The sequence below is a fragment of the Arthrobacter sp. Z5-13 genome (assembly GCF_056499105.1).
Map to the genome: position 1 here is coordinate 812,380 of NZ_CP096460.1, position 19,275 is coordinate 831,654.

A 19,275-nucleotide genomic window follows, 5' to 3' on the forward strand; every position below is an offset into this window, starting at 1 on the left:
ATTAGGTGACCGTGTATCCGAGGTTCACGGTCGCCCCCTTGCAGCCGTTTTGATCGGAACCTGTGTTGTTGAAGGCGATGGTCGCGCCTCCCCACGTGGCTCCGTCGTCGACGAGGGCAGCGATAGCCATCGTCGCGCCGCTCACTGTGTAGTCGGCGGCCGAGCACGCACCGGCGCCGCCGGTGACACTCGTGATTGCGACGGTGACGCTCTCAACGTAGGTCGGGGAATCGTTGAGGTTTGTGAAGGTGCCTTCAACAGCTTGAGCTGCACCCCCGGGGCGGATATCCGAAATAACGGATGTCTGGGTCACGTTCACTGCGAGAGTCGTTCCCGTGGTTCCGGTTCCCGATCCGCTACCGCCTGATGACCAGTAGGCCATTGCTACTCCAGCGCCGCCGAGCGCGCACACCGCAACTGCTACACCTGTAATAAGGCTCTTCTTAGTCTTTTGCATGATCTCTTGCTCTACTCAGTTGCAAACGGAAAAACGGACCGGGTCGGGCACCGTTTCTCCTTCGAAACCGCGAGCTCACCGCTGATAGCGTCTGAGGGTGGCACACCCTCGCTATCAAGGCTCCTAAGCTAACAGAGGAGACAGGGGGTATTGGGGACTTTGTGTTAACCTGCGCATTAACCTGCGCGGATACTCATCGACCTGCGGGGAGCCTTGGCAAAGACTGCGGCGATACTGCGGAAGGCAAAGGCGCAGTCTCCGGCCAAACCGGGCGGCAGTTGTTGGCGCTAACGGACTAGGGGACAAGCTCGAGTTAGCCGTGGCTGAACCAGCATCTATAGTCGCATTATGGAACAACGCACATTAGGCAAAACCGGCCAGAAGGTCTCCGTCATCGGCCTCGGAACATGGCAGCTCGGAGCTGACTGGGGCAACGTCGATCCCGCCCAGGCCCAGGCCATCCTCGCAGCATCGGTGGAAGCCGGAGTCACCTTCTTCGATACCGCTGACGTATATGGCGATGGCCGCAGCGAGCAGGCCATCGGTTCTTTCCTCTCCGACAACCCCGGGCTGGACATTACCGTGGCCACCAAGATGGGCCGCCGCCTGGATCAGCTGCCCGAAAACTACAACCTGGCCAATTTCAGGGAGTGGACGGACCGTTCACGTCGCAACCTGGGTACGGACTGCCTGGATCTGGTCCAGCTGCACTGCCCGCCTACCGCCGTTTACAGCAACGCTGAAGTCTACGACGCCCTGGACACGTTGGTTGCGGAAGGAGCAATCCGCAACTACGGCGTCAGCGTAGAACGCGTCGACGAAGCCCTGGAAGCCATGCGCCACGAGGGAACAGCCACCGTTCAGATCATCCTGAACGCCTTCCGCCTCAAACCCCTCGACGCCGTTCTTCCTGCTGCCCAGGCCGCCGGCGTGGGCATCATCGCTCGGGTGCCCCTCGCGTCAGGTCTGTTGTCCGGGAAGTACACGCTGGACACGCAGTTTGCCGTGGACGACCACCGGAACTTCAACCGCTCCGGCAACTCGTTCGACGTCGGCGAGACCTTTTCCGGGGTGGACTACGAGCAGGGACTGCAGGCGGTCGCGGAATTTGAGGAACTGGTGCCCGACGGCGTCAGCACCGCCCAGGCGGCACTTGCCTGGGTGGCCGCCCAGGACGGCGTGAGTACTGTGATCCCCGGTGCCCGCAACGTGGCGCAGGCGCGGGCCAATGCTGAGGCTGCCGATGTCCCGGGCATTGATGCAACGTTCGACGTCGGAGTCCACGAAATCTATGACCGCTACTTCCGCGAGGCCATTCACCCGCGCTGGTAGGAGCTGGTAGGTCAGCGGTCTGATTGCAGCAGATGCAACTGGTCCGGGGTGTCGAGGTCTTGGCCCCCGGACTGGTCGCTGCAGTCCACGAGGTCGATCAGCCCTGGGTTGGCCTTGAGGAAGTGCCGGGCTCCTGCGTCGCCGCTTGCGGATCTTGCTGCTGCCTCCTTGAGAGAGGCGTCCAGCAGCAAAGGATGTCCGCGCGTGAGCGCCCCGCCCGGTTCGCCGTATCCAGCGGCGGTGACACGCCCCGGACGATGGGCTGAGATAAGCCTCGCCACGGTATCGGACGTAAGGCCCGGCTGGTCCACGAGAGCAACCAAAACATGATCCAAAGGTTCTGAAGACTGCACTCCAAGCCGGAATGAGCTGCCCATTCCCGACTGCCACTTCGGGTTGACCACTACCTTGTGCCGGTTCAGATCCACGGTGGTCAGCACCCGGGCTGCCTCGGCCCCTAGAACCACCACCACTTCGCGGCATCCACCGCGCTGCAACACATCCGCCAGGACCTCCACCAGGGTCCCGCCGCGGAAAGGGAGAAGGGCCTTGGGCCCCAGTCCCAGGCGGGAGCCAGGGCCAGCCGCCAGCAGTATGCCCATAGTAGGCCGGATATCTGCCGCCACTGTCACCCTGGAGTCTGCCACGTTGGGGCCAGCCCATTCGGGGTGCTCATAGGACCACCCTAAGCGTGCACACCCGGGTTGTGCGGCGACCGTCGCTGTTCATTCCGGCTGCGGTTTGCGTAACAATCCCGTGAGCCCTCAAAAAAGTTTCCGAAGCCCGTCTGCGCTGAGCCGTTTTTACCCTCTGTCATGAGGAGTCATGCTCCGTAGCCTTGGCGCCATATGCCGGCGGAGAGCGCCCTTTCGGGCTCAACATAAAGGCTCTGAGCGTACCCCTGCGACGAACCTCTTACGCAATGTTTCCCTCCGTTTCCGCCGCACTGAATTCCCGTTGCCGACTGCAGAAGTCGAGGCCGTTACGTCCCGTTTCGTCGCATGAATCCGGCACTTATGACCCCCGCTCTTCTCTGCTTCGATGGGTGACACAAGCCGGCCAGCCCGGCCCATTACAGCCAGACCGCACCCTCAAGCCAGAGAGAAACCGTCATGAAAAACCGCCTCTTACCCGCAGGACTTATCTCCGCCACAGCCCTCACTGCCGCTGTGGCGACCATGCTGCTGGTGTCCGGCTGCGGGGGCCCGGCGTCGGCGGGAGCGGCTGGCGCCAACGGTTCCGAAGTGAAGGAACTCCGTTACGAAGGCTCAGCAAACAACGTCGTGCTCCCGGAGCTGGCGGCCGACCTGGGATACCTGGAAGACGTCAAGCTGAACTGGGTAGGCAACTCCACCAGCGGGCCTGCAAGCATCCAATCGGCGGCCACAGGGGCAACAGATTTTGGCGGGGCTTTCTCAGGGGCCGTAGTGAAGCTTATTGAAGCCGGCGCACCGGTAAAAGCTGTCATCAACTACTACGGCGAAGATGAAAAGACGTTCACCGGTTTCTACGTCACCCAGGACAGCCCCATCCGGACACCAAAGGACCTGATCGGCATGAAGATCGCCGTCAACACCCTGGGGGCGCACTCGGATGCTGTAATCAACAGCTACCTCAAGAAAAACGGACTCAACCAGGAAGAGATCCGCCAAGTCCAGCTGGTGGTTGTTCCACCGAACGACACTGAAGAAGCTGTCCGTCGCGGCCAGGTGGATGTCGGCTCGCTGAGCGGAGTGCTGCAGGATAACGCGGTGGCCAAAGGCGGGCTCCGTTCGCTGTTCAGCGACTACGAGCTTTTCGGAACCTTCGCCGGCGGCCAGTACGTCTTGAGGAACGACTTCATCCAGCAAAACCCGGGCACCACCAGGATCTTCACCACCGGAGTGGCCAAGGCGATCGAATGGCTCCGCAACACTCCGCGTGAGGAAGTCATTGCCCGGTTCAAGAAGATCATCGAGGCCCGCCAGCGCTCCGAAAGCACAGAGACCCTGAAGTACTGGAAGAGCGTGGGTGTGCCGGCGAAGGGTGCCATCACAGATGAAGACTTCAGCAAATGGTCAGACTGGCTCAAGGACACCGGGATCGTGAGCACCGACATCACGCCGTCCAAGTACTACACCAACGAATTCAACGATCTGCTGACAGGAAGTGCCAAGTGAGCGTCCAGACCAGCCAGCCACCCAAAATCAGCCTTCAGAACATAGGCAAGCAGTTCGCAGTACGTCCCACTAAAGAAAACCCCGAAGGTTCCACACTGACGGCCCTTGACGGCATCACCCTGGACGTCGCGGCAGGTGAGTTCCTGACCCTGGTGGGCCCGAGCGGATCAGGCAAGACCACACTGCTTGACCTGTTGGCCGGGCTGACGAAACCGGACACCGGAAAGATCCTGGTGGACGGAAAGGAAGTCTCAGGTCCGGGCAGGGACCGCGCCGTCGTTTTCCAGCAGTACGCTCTCTTCCCCTGGCGGACCGCTTCCTCCAACGTCTCCTTCGGACTGGAAGGATCCGGGAACCGCGCCGACGGGCGGAACAGCAGGCTCAGCCGTAAGGAACGTGCGGAAAAGGCGCGTCACTACCTGGACCTCGTTGGTTTGTCCGGTTTCGAGGACCGCTACCCTCACGAACTCTCCGGCGGCATGAAGCAGCGGGTGGCTATCGCCCGCAGCCTCGCCTACGAACCGGACATCCTGCTGATGGATGAACCCTTCGCAGCCCTCGATGCGCAGACCCGTGAGCAACTCCAGGAAGAACTGTTGAGGATCTGGAGCTCCACCGGAAAGACCATCATCTTCATCACCCACGGGATCGATGAGGCCGTTTATCTGGGTCAACGGGTGGCCGTGCTCAGTTCCAGGCCGGGCAGGCTCAAGGAGATCGTCGATATCAACCTCGGAGACAGGACGGGTGACGGCGACGTCCGCTCCAACGCAACGTTCGTCGAACACCGCCACAAGGTCTGGTCCCTGCTGCACAGTGAAGTCCGCCGGGCGCAGGAAGCCGGCCACGCCAAGATCCAGCCGGACGGCTCGGCACCCGACGAAACCCGCCTCGCCGGAGCAGGAAAGGCAGCATAATGACCACGTCAACATTGACCCCACGCCAACCCACCGGCTCCCCAGCTGCAACAGAGCCCGCCGACGCCGCTGCACCCGAAGAAGCGACAACTCCGCAGGGGGCTCCCGAGAGCCGGTCCGCACGGTCCTCCCTCTTCCGCGCCGGTGCCCGCCGGACGGGCAGGATCGTGTGGGGCTCCGGTGCCATCCTCCTGTTCCTTCTGCTGTGGGAACTCGGGCCCCTGTACCTGGCCCCGCCGTCCACCAGGGTGTTCCTGCCTCCGCTGCATGAAGTGCTGGCGGCCCTGGCAGCGCTCATCGCCAAGGGCCAACTGCAGAACCACCTGGCTGCCAGCCTCACCCGGTCGGCGAGCGGTTTTGGCATCGCTGTGGTCGCGGCCGTCGCCCTTGGACTGTTGGTGGCCTGGTACCGCGCCCTTGACCGTTTCCTGAACCCGTTGCTGGAGGTTTTCCGCAACACAGCCGCCTTGGCCCTGCTGCCCGTCTTCACACTGTTGCTGGGAATCGGCGAGACCTCAAAGATCAGCATTGTGGCCTATGCAGCCTTCTTCCCGGTGCTGCTCAACACCATCGCCGGGGTAAGGACGGTGGATCCCCTGCTGGTCCGTGCGGCACGGTCACTGGGACTGTCGAACTTCGAGCTGTTCCAGAAGGTCATTCTTCCCTCAGCCGTGCCCACCATCTTTACGGGAATCCGGATGGCCGGCACGTCCTCCATCCTCGTCCTGATCGCGGCGGAAATGGTGGGCGCCAAAGCCGGCCTCGGCTACCTGATCGTTAATTCGCAAAGCAGTTTCCTGATCCCTGACATGTACGCCGGGATCCTCACGGTTTCCCTGCTTGGCCTGCTGGTCAACTACCTGCTGGTCGCCGTCGAACGTCATTTCTCCCGCTGGCGCACCGCCGTCGGATCCCAATCGCTGTAAGCAACCAACTTGAATATTGAAGGAGCAAGACCATGACCACCATTTCCGAAACCAAGCTCGAGTTCCGCAAGCTGGGCGCCCGGATCGGCGCTGAGATCCGCGGCCTGGACCTTAGCCAGGACCTCCGCCAGGGCGTTATTGACCAAATCCGGGAGGCGCTGAACGAGCACAAGGCCCTGGTGTTCCGTCAAGCGAACGTGCACGACGACGACGCCCAGGTCCGCTTCGCCAGCAGGTTCGGTCCCCTCACCCAGGCGCACCCCACCGTGGCGTCCGTCGCCGGAAAGCCTGCCGTACTGCCGGTGGACAGTGAAAACGGAAGCGCCAACACCTGGCACACAGACGTCACGTTCGTGGTGAACCCGCCGCAGGCCTCAACCCTGCGAAGCATCACCCTTCCGGCCTACGGCGGGGAAACCCTGATCGCTTCCGCCGCGGCCGCCTACCGAGATCTCCCTGACGAACTGCGGAATTTCGCCGACACACTGTGGGCCATCCACACGAATGACTATGACTACTCTGTGCCCAAGAACCTGGAGCATGAGAACGCCACCGAACGGCGTAAGGAATTCACCCGCATCCACTTCGAGACGGCACACCCCGTAGTGCGTGTTCACCCGTTGACCGGCGAGCGTGGACTCTTCATTGGAGGCTTTGCACAACGGCTGCGCATCGTGGGCCTGTCCAATACCGAGTCCCGGGACATCCTTCGGCTCCTGCAGTCCTACGTCACCCGGCCGGAGAATGTGGTGCGGGTCAATTGGGAGCCGGACCAGCTGGTGCTGTTCGACAACCGGATCACCCAGCACTACGCCCCGGATAACTATGACGGCCAGGCACGGCAGCTCAACCGCGTCACCATCGCAGGAGACATTCCGCAGGGCATCGACGGCCGCCGCAGCTCACCGATCAAGGGCGATTCCTCCACTTACTCCGAGACAGTTGTATTGGGAGACACCGCCGGAGGCAGCGGCCTCGGGGCCACAAGTTTCGGGGCCACCGAATGAGCGGCGGGCGGCAGCTTCACCTCAACGCCTTCCTCATGAGCACGGGGCACCATGAAGCCTCGTGGCGGCTCCCGGAAAGCAACGCTTTCGCAGGAACAGAGATAGCCCACTTCCAGCAGTTGGCTGCCACGGCGGAACGCGGAACGTTTGACTCCATTTTCTTCGCCGATTCTCCTGTGCTTCACGGGGATGTGGCCCAGCGGCCTTATGGCTCGCTGGAACCTACTGTGCTGCTGGCGGCGATTGCGGCTGTCACCTCGAAGATCGGGCTGATCGCAACGGCCTCCACCACCTACAACGATCCGTACAACCTGGCCAGGCGCTTCGCTTCCCTTGATCACATCAGCGGCGGCAGGGCAGGCTGGAATGTCGTTACCACGGCAGGGGAGGCAGCGGCCCGGAACTTCTCGCTTCTGGACCAGCCGGCCCACGGGCGCCGTTACGAACGTGCCGCTGAGTTCCTCGACGTGGCGAAGAAGCTCTGGGACAGCTGGGAGGACGACGCGCCGGTGGGGGACAAGGCTGCCGGCACCTGGGCGGACAGTTCGCGGGTGCACCGGGTGAACCACGCAGGCCGCAACTTCCGGATCCAAGGGCCGCTGGATGTGCCCCGCTCCGCGCAGGGCCATCCGCTGATCGTGCAGGCTGGGTCTTCCGAGGACGGCAAGGAGTTCGCGGCACGCTACGCCGAGGCCGTATTCACTGCGCAGCAGACGCTGGGGGACGCCCAGCGTTTCTACGCCGACCTCAAGGCCAGAACCGCCGCCGTCGGCCGGGATCCGGAATCCATCAAGGTACTGCCGGGAATCGTCCCGGTCATAGCCTCCACGGAGGCGAAGGCCCGGAAGCTCGAGCAGGAACTGGACGAGCTGATCCACCCGTTGCATGCCAGGAACCAGCTTGCGGGCCTGCTGCGCGTAGCGCCGGAATCCTTGCCGCTGGACGCCCAGCTTCCGGAGGACCTGCCGGACGAGGACCAGATCGAGGGCGCCAAGAGCAGGTACACCCTGATCGTGGACCTCGCCAGGCGGGAACACCTCACGGTGCGGCAACTCATCGGCAGGCTTGGGGGAGGCCGTGGGCACAGGACGTTCTCGGGAACTCCTGTGCAGGTTGCAGATGCCATCCAAGGGTGGTTCGAGGCCGGGGCCGCAGACGGCTTCAACATTATGCCGCCGGTGCTGCCGTCCGGACTCGAGCTGTTCGTGGACCACGTCATCCCCATCCTTCGCCAGCGCGGACTGTTCCGGAAGGCGTACACCAGCAGCACCCTGCGCGAACATTACGGGTTGCCGCGGCCAACAAACGTCTTCGAAGCGGGGCGCCTGCAGAACCAGCTTGACCTGCAGAACCAGCAAGCCGAGGCGCTTCAGGAGCCCGAAACGACTCCGGTGGTAACCCTTCAGCCGGTGGGAGGAGCCGGCTGATGCTCAGGGACGATCTGGAACCCAGCGTTTTGCGCACGGTCTTTGGCCAGTATCCCTCCGGTGTGGCGGCCCTTTGCGGGTTGGTGGACGGAGCGCCCGAAGGGATCGTGGCTTCGACCTTCACCGTAGGCGTGTCCCTGGACCCTCCGCTGGTGATGTTTGCGGCCCAGAACTCGTCCCTCACCTGGCCGCTGTTGCGGAGGAGGGACAGGATCGGTGTTTCTGTACTGGCCTCGGGGCAGGGCGACGTGTGCCGTCAGATCGCGTCAAGATCGGGGGAGCGCTTTTCCGGAGTTGCGGTGACAACCAATCCAACCGGAGTGGTTTTCCTTGACGATGCAGGGCTTTGGCTCGATTGCTCGCTGGAAAGTGAAACGGCTGCGGGTGACCACACAGTGGCGTTGCTGAGAGTCCATGGCTATGAAACCAGGGCCAACAGCGTAGATCCGTTGATTTTCCACGGCTCAGGTTTCCACAGCCTTCGGGTTCCAAGCTTCGCCTGATCCGTTCTATGACATTCGCCTCTTCGTATGCCCAGCCGCGAGCCTCCAAACCGCGAACCCCTGAGCCTCCCCAACCCGCCCTGCATGGTGACCTAGGATCGGCTCATGACGGCAAACAGGGGGCTCGCGGTTTTCAGGTTTTTCTTTGCGGCGTTGTGTCTGGCGGCGCTCGTTGGCCAGTACACCTACAACATCCAGAACATCGCCGACTACCGGCCCTTGAACTTCTTCAGCTTCTTCACCGTGGAGTCGAATATCATCGCCACCGCCACGTTCGGGGTCGCAGGATGGTACGCGTGGAAGGGCGAGAGCCCCCGGTGGCTGGAGTTGCTGCGGGGCGCGGCCACAATGTACATGACAGTTACAGGCATCACTTACAGCCTGTTGCTCAGCAACGTCGCGGTGGACACAGCCGTGCCTTGGATCAACGTGGTGCTGCACTACACCATGCCCACGGTGATCGTCATCGACTGGCTGGTGGACCTGCCCAAGAACCGCGTTTCGCTCAGGGAATCCCTGATCTGGCTTGCGTTTCCGCTGCTTTACCTCGTCTACAGTCTGCTCCGCGGCCCTCTCGTGGACTGGTATCCGTACCCCTTCCTGGACCCGCGGATCGAAGGCTACGGAAACGTGGCCGTCATGTCCGTTCTGATCGCCGTTATGGCTTTTGTTCTTGCCGTGGTCATTGCCATGTCCACGAAGCTGCAGAACACAGTGCCGCAACCGATTTCAGCCGGGTCCTCAGAGCGGTAGCAGTGCTGACAGGTCCGCCCGCAGGCCGGAGGCCGATACCCTCCCGGCTGCTACCGCGTCCGCCCAGCTCAACTGTCCGGTAACCATGGCCAGCCACGTGGCGGCGTCGCACTCGATCACATTGGGTGGGGTGCCGCGCGTGTGGCGGGGCCCCTCCACACACTGGGTGACGCCAAAGGGGGGAACCCGCACCTCCACGGAGTTTCCCGGAGCGCGGGCGGTGACCTCCTCAAGCGAGTACCTCACCGCCGTCGCTGTTACCGTCCTGGGGACTGCGGCAGGGGAACTATTGGAGTCCGACGACGGCGGGCCGGCATCCAGCCAGGCGGCAAGCGCCGCGCGGCCCTCGTCCAGCGGAATTCGTCGCCGGGATACAGCCATTTCTGGGCTCCTGCAGGGGTCTAAAGCTGGTTTACGACGGGCGGTTCAACCTTACGTCACCCGTCAACCTCGTATGGTGGGCAGATTGCGGCGGGGTAAGACGACCTCAGTCAAGCAGCGCTGAAACAGCGTGGCCGAGCCGGATCTTGCCCACAGGGCGGCCGCCGCCCATCACGGGTTCCACCACCTTTTCCAGAACGCTGGAGACTCCCGGAATGTCCACGGCGCCGGCGGCTGCCAGGACAGTGAGGCCCACCAGGGTGGTGGCGCGGAGGTTCCCGTCGAGCATCTTGATGGCTACTGAAACCCCCTGGGCTGTCGCCATGACCAGCACGCCCTCGGCGCCCACCTTGGCAATGATTTCCAGTTCGGCCATCACGATGGTGTTCGCTTCGCCACGCCCCTGCACTGCCCACGGATAGTCGAGCATGGAAGTGGCAATCGTGGCAGCCCTGGCGTTGGAGCTTTTGTCTCCGGGCGCTTTGGCGAGCATTGAGAAGGCCCGAGCCAGTCCTGTCAACGAAATGGCGGCAACCGGGGCTCCGCAGCCATCAATGCCGAGGTGCGCAATGCGTTCGCCGGAGTATTCCTCAATCACTGACCGGATTTGCTGCTGCAGGGGATGGTTGGGCTCTAGGTAGCTGTGGATATCCCAGCCGTTCTCTACGCATGCCCACAGGAAAGAGGCATGCTTTCCGGAGCAGTTGTGGGCCAGCCTGGAGACGCCTTGGTCGGAGCGGACCAGCCAGTTCCGGGCTGTTTCATCCTGCGGCCAGGCGGCCGGGCACTGGAGGTTCTCCTCTTTGAGGCCCGCTCCCTTGAGCATGCCTTCCACCACATCCATATGGTCCAGCGACCCCGTGTGGCTACCGCAGGCAAGTGCTACCTGCGCTCCACGCAAAGGCACACCTGACTGCATGGCGGCGAGCGCCTGCAGAGGCTTGAGTGAGGAGCGTGCGTAGATGGGTGTTGTGATGTCCCCCAGCTGCGTGACGACGGTTCCGTCAGCGGCTAAAACGACGGCGGAACCGATGTGCCGCGATTCGACGAAGCCGCTGCGTTCCACCACTGCCAGTTCGACGGCGGAGTCCACGGAAAAGGTGGCATGCGAATTTTCTGGCATGGCTAAAGTCTAGGGCGCAGCCTCGCGAATACCCGGCTATTCCACGGTGACCATGACCGATTGCCAGCCAGAGGCACCGTCGGGCACCGGGTCCGCCCGCTGGTCTGTCTGCACATCACCGGTTCCATCGGTGGCACGGACCTTGATGTAGTGCGGCCCCGGAGTGGCTTCCCAATCAAAAGACCATTGCCGCCACGTGATGACCGATGCCTCCGCGGAGAGCGTGGCCTCGGCCCACTCATCGTTGTCGATCTGGACTTCTACCTTCGTAATTCCCCTCGTTTGTGCCCACGCCGTCCCGCCGATAGCCACCCGCCCTGCGGGGACCTTGGCAAAGGACCTGGGTACTTCCACCCGCGCCATAGTCTTGATGGGGCCACGCTCCGACCATCCGCGCTGCGTCCAATAGGCCTTGCTGTCGGCAAAACGGGTGACTTCAAGATCCACCACCCATTTTGTGGCAGACACGAAACCATACAGCCCCGGTACCACCATGCGGACGGGGTAGCCATGCTCCAGCGGCAGCGGCTCTCCGTTCATGGCGATGGCGAGCATGGCGTCACGATCATCCTGCAGGACCTCCAGCGGGGTAGATGCGCTGAAGCCGTCCTCCGAGGTCGAGAGCACCATGTCAGCTCCAGCCTTGGGGCGAGCCATCTTCAGCACATCCCGGAGGGGAACTCCCAGCCACTTGGCGTTTCCGGCCAAGTTGCCGCCCACGGGATTAGACACACACGTGAGGGTCACATGGGACTCGATCAATTCGGCGTCGAGCAGATCCTGGAACGTCAGCCGGACTTCCTGTTCCACCAGACCATGGACCCGGAGCTCCCAGTCCTCCACGTTGATTTCCGGAACGCTGAGGGCCGTATCAATGCGGTAGAAATCGTTGTTGGGCGTGATCCATGGTGTGACTCCCTGCACGGGGGACTGGACACCCGCCGGAATGGCTTGCGCCGCCGTCGCTGGTTTGGGCAGTTGCAGCGACCGCCTGGCCTCGGCGATGTTGCTCCGGGCGGCACCCAAAAGTCTGCCCCCGCCCGCTGAAATGACCGAAGCTGCAGCCGTGATCCCCGTGGCCGCGAAGAACGCACGCCGGGTGGCCGGCAGACGGTCCGTTTCCCTGGCAGCACGGTCGGTAGGGGCTTCCGGCCAGGTTTTCATCCGCCACAGCTGCCTGGTCAGGAGCCTCAGCACCACCACCCCGGCGATGGTGCCGAAGAGAGTGGGCAAGGCATCGACGGGTTTCACACCGGCACGGGTGACCACGCTGGCCACAATCACCGTGCCCATCAGCAGGACACCGGCAACGCCCAGGATCCACTTGCGGTACGCCACTATGCCCAGGATTGCTGCGAGCACAGCGATAGTGAGGCCCATCCCAACAAAAAGTGCGGCCTTGTCGTTGGTGCCGAACGTGGCAATGGCAAAATCCTTCATCCAGGGCGGAGTGAAGTCGATGAAGGTCGATCCCAAAGCAATAAGCGGAGTCGCGCGCGCAGTGAAGAACGCACCCGTCAGTTCCGCGACGGAAAGTACGACGGCGGCCGCGGCCATTCCGGCCAGGGCGGCCAGCGCCGCCGGGCTTCCCAAGCGGGATCTGAGGTTCTTCATACCCTTTGTTCGTAGCCGCTCGCTCCGCGGATTTGTCGGGTCATGGACTTCCCGCCCGCCGGGAAGGGCAGGTAGCGGCTAGGGAACCTCGATGACGATGCTTGGCAGGCCCCGGCCCGAGCCCTGAGATGCTCCTCCTTCGCCGCCAATGGACGCGACGCGGGAGACACAGCAGCAGATTTTCTCGGCCGCTTTTTGCTGGCGCTCGCTGTAGAACACATCGCGGTGGTCAATGGCGCCCTCGAGGCGGAGCACCCGGACCTCACACAGCCCGCATTCGCCCTTGCGGCAGTCGAACATCATGTCTGCCCCCGCGTCCTCCAGGGCCTCCAGCATGGAACGGTCGGGACCAACGGTTGCTTCAATACCCAGCCGCGGAATCCGCACAGTGAATTCCTGTGGCGTATACCAGCCGCTGTTGCCGAAGGTCTCGAAACGCAGATTGGCCGGGTTGAGCTCTTGCTCCAGCCAGTTCCGCCGCAGCGAGTCCATGAGCCGGATAGGTCCGCACATGTACAGCTCCGTGTCCGGAGCCACTGCTCCCACCAGGGAAGCCACGTCCAGATTGGTGCCTTCGTCATTGATATGCGCGATCAGCCTGTCGCCATGAAGCTGCTGCAGTTCCTGGAGGTAGGCCATGGCCGCCCTGCTGCGTCCCGCATATACAAGGGTGTAGTCCGCATGAAGCTCGCGCAGAACGCGGGCCATGGCCGCAATGGCCGTAATGCCGATCCCGCCGGCCACCAGGACATACTGTGGTGCGCCGATGCGGAGGGGGAAGTTCTGCAGCGGCTGCGTGATCTGAAGTGTGTCTCCCACTCTAAGTGCGTGCATGGCTAGCGATCCGCCGCGGGATGAGGGGGCGCGGAAGACGCTGATGGTGAGCCGGGCGCCGTCGTCCGCTGATTCCACCACTGAATAGGAGCGCTTGAGGGCTTCACCCTGCGGGGAGGCAGTCCCGTTCAGCTTCACATCAATATGGGAGCCGGGGTCAGCCTTCCGTGGAAGGTCCGGCCGCAGGACGATCCGTTTGATGTGTTCGGTCACGGCAGTGGCTTCAATTACTGTTGCCTGCTGCCAAACTTCTATGTTCGTCGCTGCCATTGGCTGAATCCTTGACTGTGTTGGTGCCGGTGGTGTCCGGTGTCTTTCCAGGCGTTCCTAGGCGAAGGGCAGGAGGCGTCCCTCGGCTGCCAGTTGGCGTTCGATGAGGCGGCGGACCCACATGCCGCCGGCGTCGATGTTGAGGTTGTAGAACTCGTAATCCGGATTGGCATCGATGGCAGCCTGCTGTGCCTCCAGCATGTCCTCGTCCTCCTTGAACACCCGTGACACACCGTCGCGGAGCTGGGTGGTGATGAGCTGGCTCTCCAGCCGGTAGTTGCGCATAAACGCCCAGAAGTAGTGGCAGGTTTTGGCGGTCTCGGGTGAGATGGTGTTCATGACATACCCGTTGACTCCCTGGCTGCGGTCGCCGTCGGGAGCGCCTGTTCCGGCTTTTGCCACACCTACGTCGATGCAGATGGTGGAGGGGGATTCGAAATGGATGATCTGCCAGCGGTCCACCTTTCCCTCGTAGCCCGGAAACTTGTCCTGGATGTTTTTGCGCCAGAACGGAGGGGCGTCGATGTCGAGCATCCATCGGGTCACGGTGACAGTGTTGCCCTCGTGGGTCACCACAAAGTCGGACTCACTGAGCTCCTCCTGCCCGATGCTGGAGCCATGCACGAATTCCTCGTGCGTCAGGTCCATGAGGTTGTCCAGAACCAATTGGAAGTTGCAGTTGACCGGGATAGTCAGGCCGTCGCCGGCCCACGCAGGGTCTGTCATCTGCCGCATGTCAGGGATCAGTTCAGGATCTGCCTTCGTCGCGTCCCCCAGCCAGACCCAGACATAGCGGTAACGCTCGACGACGGGGAAGGAGGGCACCGTGGCGCTGGGGTTGATGGTTTCCTGGGCGGGCATGGAGACGCAGCGGCCCGCGGAGTTGTAGATGATGCCGTGATACGGGCACTGGATCTGGTCGCCGGCCAGTGTCTTGCCGAGTGACAGCGGCGCCAGGCGGTGCCAGCAGGCGTCGGCCAGGGCGACGGCCCTGCCGTCCTCCGCCCGGTACAGCGCCAGAGGACGGTCCGCAATACGCCGGGACATCGGCTTGCGGGTGACCTCATGGTCCCATGCCGCCACATACCAGGCGTTGAGGGGATAGACGAGAACCTTGTTGGTGGTGCTGGATGCGTTGCTGGTGCGGGAGGTGCTCTTTACAGCGGTGGTTTTTAGGGTGCTGCTGTCTACAGCGGGGGCGATGCTCACAATGACTTCCTTCCAAACGGGCCGGACTATCTACACTGATAGATAGTGAGCTGCACCACAGACTATCTATGGATATAGTTATTGGCAACACCGAATGCAAAGGAACCCCGTGAGCCTCCGCTATGCCTTGCTGGCGCTGCTGACTGTCGAGCCGATGACCGGATATGACCTGTTCAAGCACTTCGAGTCCTCCGTGGGTTACGTCTGGCATGCTCCCGATTCGCAGATCTACCCGGAGCTGCGGCGGATGGAAAGCGACGGCCTGCTCGAAGGCAGGGAGGTTCCGTGGGGTCCGCGAGGTAAAAAGACGGAGTACCGGATCACCGACGCCGGAGTGAAGACATTCCGGGCCTGGATGAACACGGACCTGGAATACACCCGGGAACGGGACCCGGCGCACCTTAAAGCCGCGTACCTGGAGTGGGCGGACCCGGAGGCGGCGCGCAGTCAGATGCAGGCCCACATCACGCATTACCGGGCGAGGCTGGAGCAGTGGACGGAAAAGATCAGGGAAATCGACAACGGCGCCAGCCCCATGCTGAACAAGCGCTTGTCCGGAATTCCCGCCGAGGAACACCTGAAAACCGTGGCTTTCAAACGCTTCACCTACGAAGGCCTTATCGCCCGGGCAGAACATGAAATCGCGTGGGCGGAGCGGGGACTGGACCTGATCTCCGAGCTCTACGGCACTCCCTGAACACGTGTTGCCAGGCAAGACTCCCAGGTGCTGCCTGGCTAAGCGGCGGGCTGCGCAGGTCATGGCTTAGGAGTGCACCGGATCCACAAAGTACCCTTGGAGACTGTGAAGGTACTCGTCATTGGCCCTGGTGGCCGCGAACACGCCATTGTCCGCTCCCTGCTTGCAGACCCCAACGTCTCCGAAGTCCACGCGGCTCCGGGCAACGCCGGCATCAGCAAGCTGGTCCCAACGCACGCGATCGACGCCAATGATCCTGTCGCCGTCGCCGCCTTGGCCGCGCGCCTGACTGCCGACCTCGTGGTTGTTGGCCCCGAGGCGCCGCTGGCCGCAGGGGTGTCCGACGCCGTACGCGCCGCAGGCATTCCTGTATTCGGGCCCAGCAAGGCCGCCGCACAGCTTGAGGCATCGAAGGCCTTTGCCAAGCAGGTCATGGCCGAGGCCGGCGTTCCCACTGCTATGGCATTGGTTGCCGCTAACGCAGAGGAAGCGGAAGCGGCCCTCGATACGTTCGGCGCCCCCTACGTGGTGAAGGATGATGGACTTGCCGCAGGCAAGGGAGTGGTGGTTACCCACGACCGCAATGCGGCCCTCGCCCATGCCCAAAGCTGCTTCGACGCCGGTGGAACCGTGGTTATCGAAGAGTTCCTGGACGGCCCGGAAGTCTCAGTCTTTGTCCTGTGCGACGGACACAACACCGTGGCACTTTCCCCGGCGCAGGACTTCAAGCGCATTTTTGACAATGATGAAGGCCCCAACACCGGTGGAATGGGTGCCTACACCCCCTTGGATTGGGCACCCGAGGGACTGGTGCAGGAGGTCATCGACAGGGTGGCACAGCCCACCGTCAACGAGATGGCCGCCCGTGGAACCCCCTTCGTCGGTGTCCTGTTCGTCGGTCTCGCCCTGACGTCCCGCGGCACGCGTGTCATCGAATTCAACGTACGCTTCGGCGATCCTGAAACGCAGGCCGTGCTGGCCCGGCTGAAGACGCCCCTCGGATCCCTCCTGCTCGCAGCTGCCAAGGGCGAACTGGACAAGGCCGAAGAGCTGCGGTGGGCCAAGGAAACCGCCGTGGCCGTCGTCGTGGCTTCTGAAAACTACCCTGACACCCCACGGACGGGAGACCGCATCCGCGGACTCAAGAAGGTGGAAGAGCTCGAAGGCGTGCATGTCATCCATGCAGGGACCGCGCTCGACGACGAGGGCAAGGTCATCTCCGCAGGTGGCCGGGTGCTCGCCGTCGTCGCGCTGGGAACCGACCTTGTGGAGGCGCGGGAACGCGCATACGACGGCGTGGAGCTGGTGCAGCTGGAAGGCTCACAGTTCCGGACGGATATTGGCCGCAAGGCTGCCCGCGGCGAAATCCGCGTAGCGGCCTCAGGGGTCACGGGAGCTTCCAAGGCAAAGGCAAAGGCATGAGCATGGTGGACTTGAATGAGCCCGGAACCCAAGCCGGAGGGCTTCAGACCCAGGCACCGCAGCTGCCGGGCTGGAAGCACGTGTACTCCGGGAAAGTCCGGGATCTCTACCTGCCCCTTGACGAAGCCATCAAGGACCAGCTCCACCAGGACTGCGTTCTGGTGGTCGCCAGTGACCGTATCAGTGCCTTTGACCACGTCCTCAGCAGCGAGATCCCGGACAAGGGGCGCATCCTCACGCAGCTGAGTCTCTGGTGGTTTGATCAGCTTGATGTGGAGCACCACGTCCTCGCCTCCACCGTGGAAGGCGGCGTTCCCGCTGCCGTTGGGGGAAGGGCCATGATCTGCAAGAAGCTGGACATGTTCCCGGTGGAATGCATCGCACGCGGCTACCTCACTGGTTCGGGATTGGCCGAATACAAGCAGTCGCGCACAGTCTGCAGCATCCCGCTGCCCGAAGGACTCGTTGACGGATCACGCCTCGACGAACCGATCTTCACACCCTCTGCCAAGGCAGAGGTGGGGGAGCACGACGAAAACATCACCTACGACGCCGTGGTGGACATGGTGGGCGTCGACGTTGCCGAGCGACTGCGTGAGCTCACGCTGAAGATCTACAGCCGGGCCGAGGAAGTGGCCCGCAGGCGCGGGATTATCCTCGCCGACACCAAGGTTGAGTTCGGGTTCGACGTCGTCACCGGGGTCATTACCCTCGGCGACGAAGTGCTGACCCCTGACTCCTCGCGTTTCTGGGATGCCGCCACTTACGAACCAGGAAAGGCCCAGCCGTCCTTTGACAAGCAGTACGTCCGGGACTGGCTCACCTCTCCGGAATCCGGCTGGGACAGGGCCTCGGACACACCGCCGCCGGCGCTTCCGGCCGAGGTTGTGGACCGCACGCGCGGTCGCTATGTCGAAGCGTATGAGAAACTCACCGGCCGGAAGTTCGTCTAGGCAGTTTCAGCTGAACCGCCGGACGCCGCAGCAGCGCGGCGTTCGGCGAGCTTGATCTCCAGGATGGCGTCCATGGCCTGCTGCAGGCGGTCCGAAGCTCCGGCTGAGCTGAATTCCTTCCGAGCCTCTTCAAGATGTTGCAAGGCCTCCGCAGGTTCGCCCGCTGCCTTGAGTGACTTCCCCAGCAGGAGGGAAACCTCGCCCGCAGTGTGCTTGCCGAGTGCCTTGCGCTCGGCGTGAATCTCGCGGAGCTTGTTGACGGCCGCAACGATGTCACCGGTGAGGTACAGCCACCGGGCCCGGATGAACGCAACCTCGAGCTGATCGGTCTTGTTTCCTCCGACGATGGAGAGCGCCAGCTCGGCACGTTCGATAGCTGAGAGGGTTTCCGGCTCCACTATGCCCGAGGACAGGCGGACGGCGGCCGAGGCTTTGTTGAACCGCGCCCAAAGCTCGATGTCGTTCGCTGGCGAGAGCAGCCGGGCGGCGCGTTCGTGGTGTTTGATGCCCTCCTGGTAGTCGTGGCGCATAAACGCCACGTTTCCGATCACCCAGGCCACCTCGCCGGCAAGTTGGGACATGGAGTTCTCGTCCGTTTGCTCGTTCATGAGCTCGCAGTACTTCCAGGCCTCATCAAGCCTGCCGCTTTCGGCCAGCGCTCCGATCAGCGCGCGCATGGCACCGATGATCAGCGTGGATCCCTGGGGCAGTTGTGCACAGAGCCTTACGGCTTCCTGCGCATGCTCGACGGCGTCCGTGAGCTGGCCTTGGCCGTGGCACACTGCGGCGAGCATCTGCCGTGCCCTGACGCCCAGGCCCACCGATTCGGCGGCCATGGGGTGCTCCAAAAGGTGCTGGATGATCTTCTGGCATTCAGCCAAGTGACCCTGCTTCATGAGGCACTCGGCCTGCATATAGGTCATGTTCCACCAGGCGCTGGTGTTCCGGCCTTCGAGGGCTATCTGCGCGGCAGTAGCGGCGTGGCTTGCGGCAAGCGGATAGTCCCTGAGGTCCCAGGCCTGGCGGGCATACAGGCCGGCCAACACGTACTCGGCGTCGCTGATGGACACCGGCTGGCTCCACGCCTCAAGGGCTTTGGGCGCCATTTCCAGGCGCCTGGCCAGCTCTTCAATGACCTCTGCGGTTGGCTCACGGCGCCCGGTTTCGAGCAGGGAAATGTAGCTGGGGGAGTAGAGGTCCTTCCCGAGCTCGGCTTGAGTCAGCCCCCGTTCGAGACGCTCCGCACGGAGCTTCTCGCCGAATCCGTTCCCCACCGATTTCCTCCTCATTT

19 protein-coding genes are annotated in these 19,275 nt (G+C 62.9%); 11 read left to right on the forward strand and 8 right to left on the reverse strand.

All coding sequences use genetic code 11. From position 1 onward, the window contains the following. Position 1: 1 nt before the first annotated feature. On the reverse strand, positions 2–457 hold the full coding sequence (locus tag M1E02_RS03845) for a hypothetical protein (RefSeq protein ID WP_479376843.1): 456 nt from the start codon (positions 455–457) through the stop codon (positions 2–4). A 348-nt stretch (positions 458–805) separates the two neighbouring features. On the opposite strand from M1E02_RS03845, the gene M1E02_RS03850 reads away from it, so the two are divergent. Continuing rightward, positions 806–1,789 carry an aldo/keto reductase gene (locus M1E02_RS03850; protein WP_479376844.1) on the forward strand — a complete coding sequence of 328 codons (984 nt, stop codon included), beginning with the start codon at positions 806–808 and terminating at the stop codon, positions 1,787–1,789. Between the two features lie 11 nt (positions 1,790–1,800). On the opposite strand, the gene nboR is transcribed toward M1E02_RS03850, so the two are convergent. Then, complete coding sequence (nboR, locus tag M1E02_RS03855) at positions 1,801–2,391, reverse strand: nicotine blue oxidoreductase (protein ID WP_479378053.1); 591 nt, start codon at positions 2,389–2,391, stop codon at positions 1,801–1,803. Positions 2,392–2,901: 510 nt separating this feature from the next. Between nboR and M1E02_RS03860 the strand changes: the two genes are divergently transcribed. From M1E02_RS03860 to M1E02_RS03890, 7 genes are all read left to right on the forward strand, one after another. Then, complete coding sequence (locus tag M1E02_RS03860) at positions 2,902–3,948, forward strand: ABC transporter substrate-binding protein (RefSeq protein WP_479376845.1); 1,047 nt, start codon at positions 2,902–2,904, stop codon at positions 3,946–3,948. Next, complete coding sequence (locus M1E02_RS03865) at positions 3,945–4,865, forward strand: ABC transporter ATP-binding protein (RefSeq protein ID WP_479376846.1); 921 nt, start codon at positions 3,945–3,947, stop codon at positions 4,863–4,865. The genes M1E02_RS03860 and M1E02_RS03865 overlap by 4 nt, the downstream gene beginning before the upstream one ends. Further along, the gene (locus tag M1E02_RS03870; RefSeq protein ID WP_479376847.1) at positions 4,865–5,791 is read left to right on the forward strand and encodes an ABC transporter permease; all 927 of its coding nucleotides are present in this window, start codon (positions 4,865–4,867) and stop codon (positions 5,789–5,791) included. The genes M1E02_RS03865 and M1E02_RS03870 overlap by 1 nt, the downstream gene beginning before the upstream one ends. Positions 5,792–5,823: 32 nt before the next feature. Beyond that, positions 5,824–6,798, forward strand: a complete 975-nt coding sequence (locus M1E02_RS03875; protein WP_479376848.1) for a TauD/TfdA dioxygenase family protein — start codon at positions 5,824–5,826, stop codon at positions 6,796–6,798. After that, entirely contained in the window at positions 6,795–8,225 is a 1,431-nt protein-coding gene (locus M1E02_RS03880) for an LLM class flavin-dependent oxidoreductase (RefSeq protein ID WP_479376849.1), read from the forward strand. The genes M1E02_RS03875 and M1E02_RS03880 overlap by 4 nt, the downstream gene beginning before the upstream one ends. After that, positions 8,225–8,728: a flavin reductase family protein gene (locus tag M1E02_RS03885; protein ID WP_479376850.1), complete on the forward strand. Its 504-nt coding sequence runs from the start codon at positions 8,225–8,227 to the stop codon at positions 8,726–8,728. The genes M1E02_RS03880 and M1E02_RS03885 overlap by 1 nt, the downstream gene beginning before the upstream one ends. A 105-nt stretch (positions 8,729–8,833) precedes the next feature. Beyond that, positions 8,834–9,481, forward strand: a complete 648-nt coding sequence (locus tag M1E02_RS03890; protein WP_479376851.1) for a Pr6Pr family membrane protein — start codon at positions 8,834–8,836, stop codon at positions 9,479–9,481. Here the strand turns inward: M1E02_RS03890 and M1E02_RS03895 are convergent. The 5 genes from M1E02_RS03895 to M1E02_RS03915 all read right to left on the reverse strand — a co-directional run bounded on the left by M1E02_RS03895 (position 9,470) and on the right by M1E02_RS03915 (position 14,786). Beyond that, positions 9,470–9,862, reverse strand: a complete 393-nt coding sequence (locus M1E02_RS03895; protein ID WP_479376852.1) for a sterol carrier family protein — start codon at positions 9,860–9,862, stop codon at positions 9,470–9,472. The two genes, M1E02_RS03890 and M1E02_RS03895, sit on opposite strands and share 12 nt — an antisense overlap. Positions 9,863–9,968: 106 nt before the next feature. Then, positions 9,969–10,985 carry an asparaginase gene (locus M1E02_RS03900; protein ID WP_479376853.1) on the reverse strand — a complete coding sequence of 339 codons (1,017 nt, stop codon included), beginning with the start codon at positions 10,983–10,985 and terminating at the stop codon, positions 9,969–9,971. A 36-nt stretch (positions 10,986–11,021) separates the two neighbouring features. Further along, positions 11,022–12,599 carry a molybdopterin-dependent oxidoreductase gene (locus M1E02_RS03905; RefSeq protein ID WP_479376854.1) on the reverse strand — a complete coding sequence of 526 codons (1,578 nt, stop codon included), beginning with the start codon at positions 12,597–12,599 and terminating at the stop codon, positions 11,022–11,024. Between the two features lie 78 nt (positions 12,600–12,677). Next, positions 12,678–13,703: a PDR/VanB family oxidoreductase gene (locus M1E02_RS03910; RefSeq protein ID WP_479376855.1), complete on the reverse strand. Its 1,026-nt coding sequence runs from the start codon at positions 13,701–13,703 to the stop codon at positions 12,678–12,680. 57 nt (positions 13,704–13,760) lie between these two features. Beyond that, on the reverse strand, positions 13,761–14,786 hold the full coding sequence (locus M1E02_RS03915) for an aromatic ring-hydroxylating oxygenase subunit alpha (protein ID WP_479378054.1): 1,026 nt from the start codon (positions 14,784–14,786) through the stop codon (positions 13,761–13,763). 235 nt (positions 14,787–15,021) lie between these two features. Between M1E02_RS03915 and M1E02_RS03920 the strand changes: the two genes are divergently transcribed. The 3 genes from M1E02_RS03920 to M1E02_RS03930 all read left to right on the forward strand — a co-directional run bounded on the left by M1E02_RS03920 (position 15,022) and on the right by M1E02_RS03930 (position 17,984). Continuing rightward, entirely contained in the window at positions 15,022–15,609 is a 588-nt protein-coding gene (locus M1E02_RS03920) for a PadR family transcriptional regulator (RefSeq protein WP_479376856.1), read from the forward strand. A 105-nt stretch (positions 15,610–15,714) separates the two neighbouring features. Next, positions 15,715–17,031: a phosphoribosylamine--glycine ligase gene (gene purD, locus M1E02_RS03925; protein ID WP_479378055.1), complete on the forward strand. Its 1,317-nt coding sequence runs from the start codon at positions 15,715–15,717 to the stop codon at positions 17,029–17,031. A gap of 2 nt (positions 17,032–17,033) precedes the next feature. After that, positions 17,034–17,984, forward strand: coding sequence for a phosphoribosylaminoimidazolesuccinocarboxamide synthase (locus tag M1E02_RS03930; RefSeq protein ID WP_479376857.1), 951 nt, complete (start codon positions 17,034–17,036; stop codon positions 17,982–17,984). Here the strand turns inward: M1E02_RS03930 and M1E02_RS03935 are convergent. Beyond that, a complete protein-coding gene (locus tag M1E02_RS03935) occupies positions 17,981–19,258 on the reverse strand; it encodes a helix-turn-helix domain-containing protein (RefSeq protein ID WP_479378056.1) in 1,278 nt (425 codons plus the stop codon). The two genes, M1E02_RS03930 and M1E02_RS03935, sit on opposite strands and share 4 nt — an antisense overlap. Between the last annotated feature and the right edge of the window lie 17 nt (positions 19,259–19,275).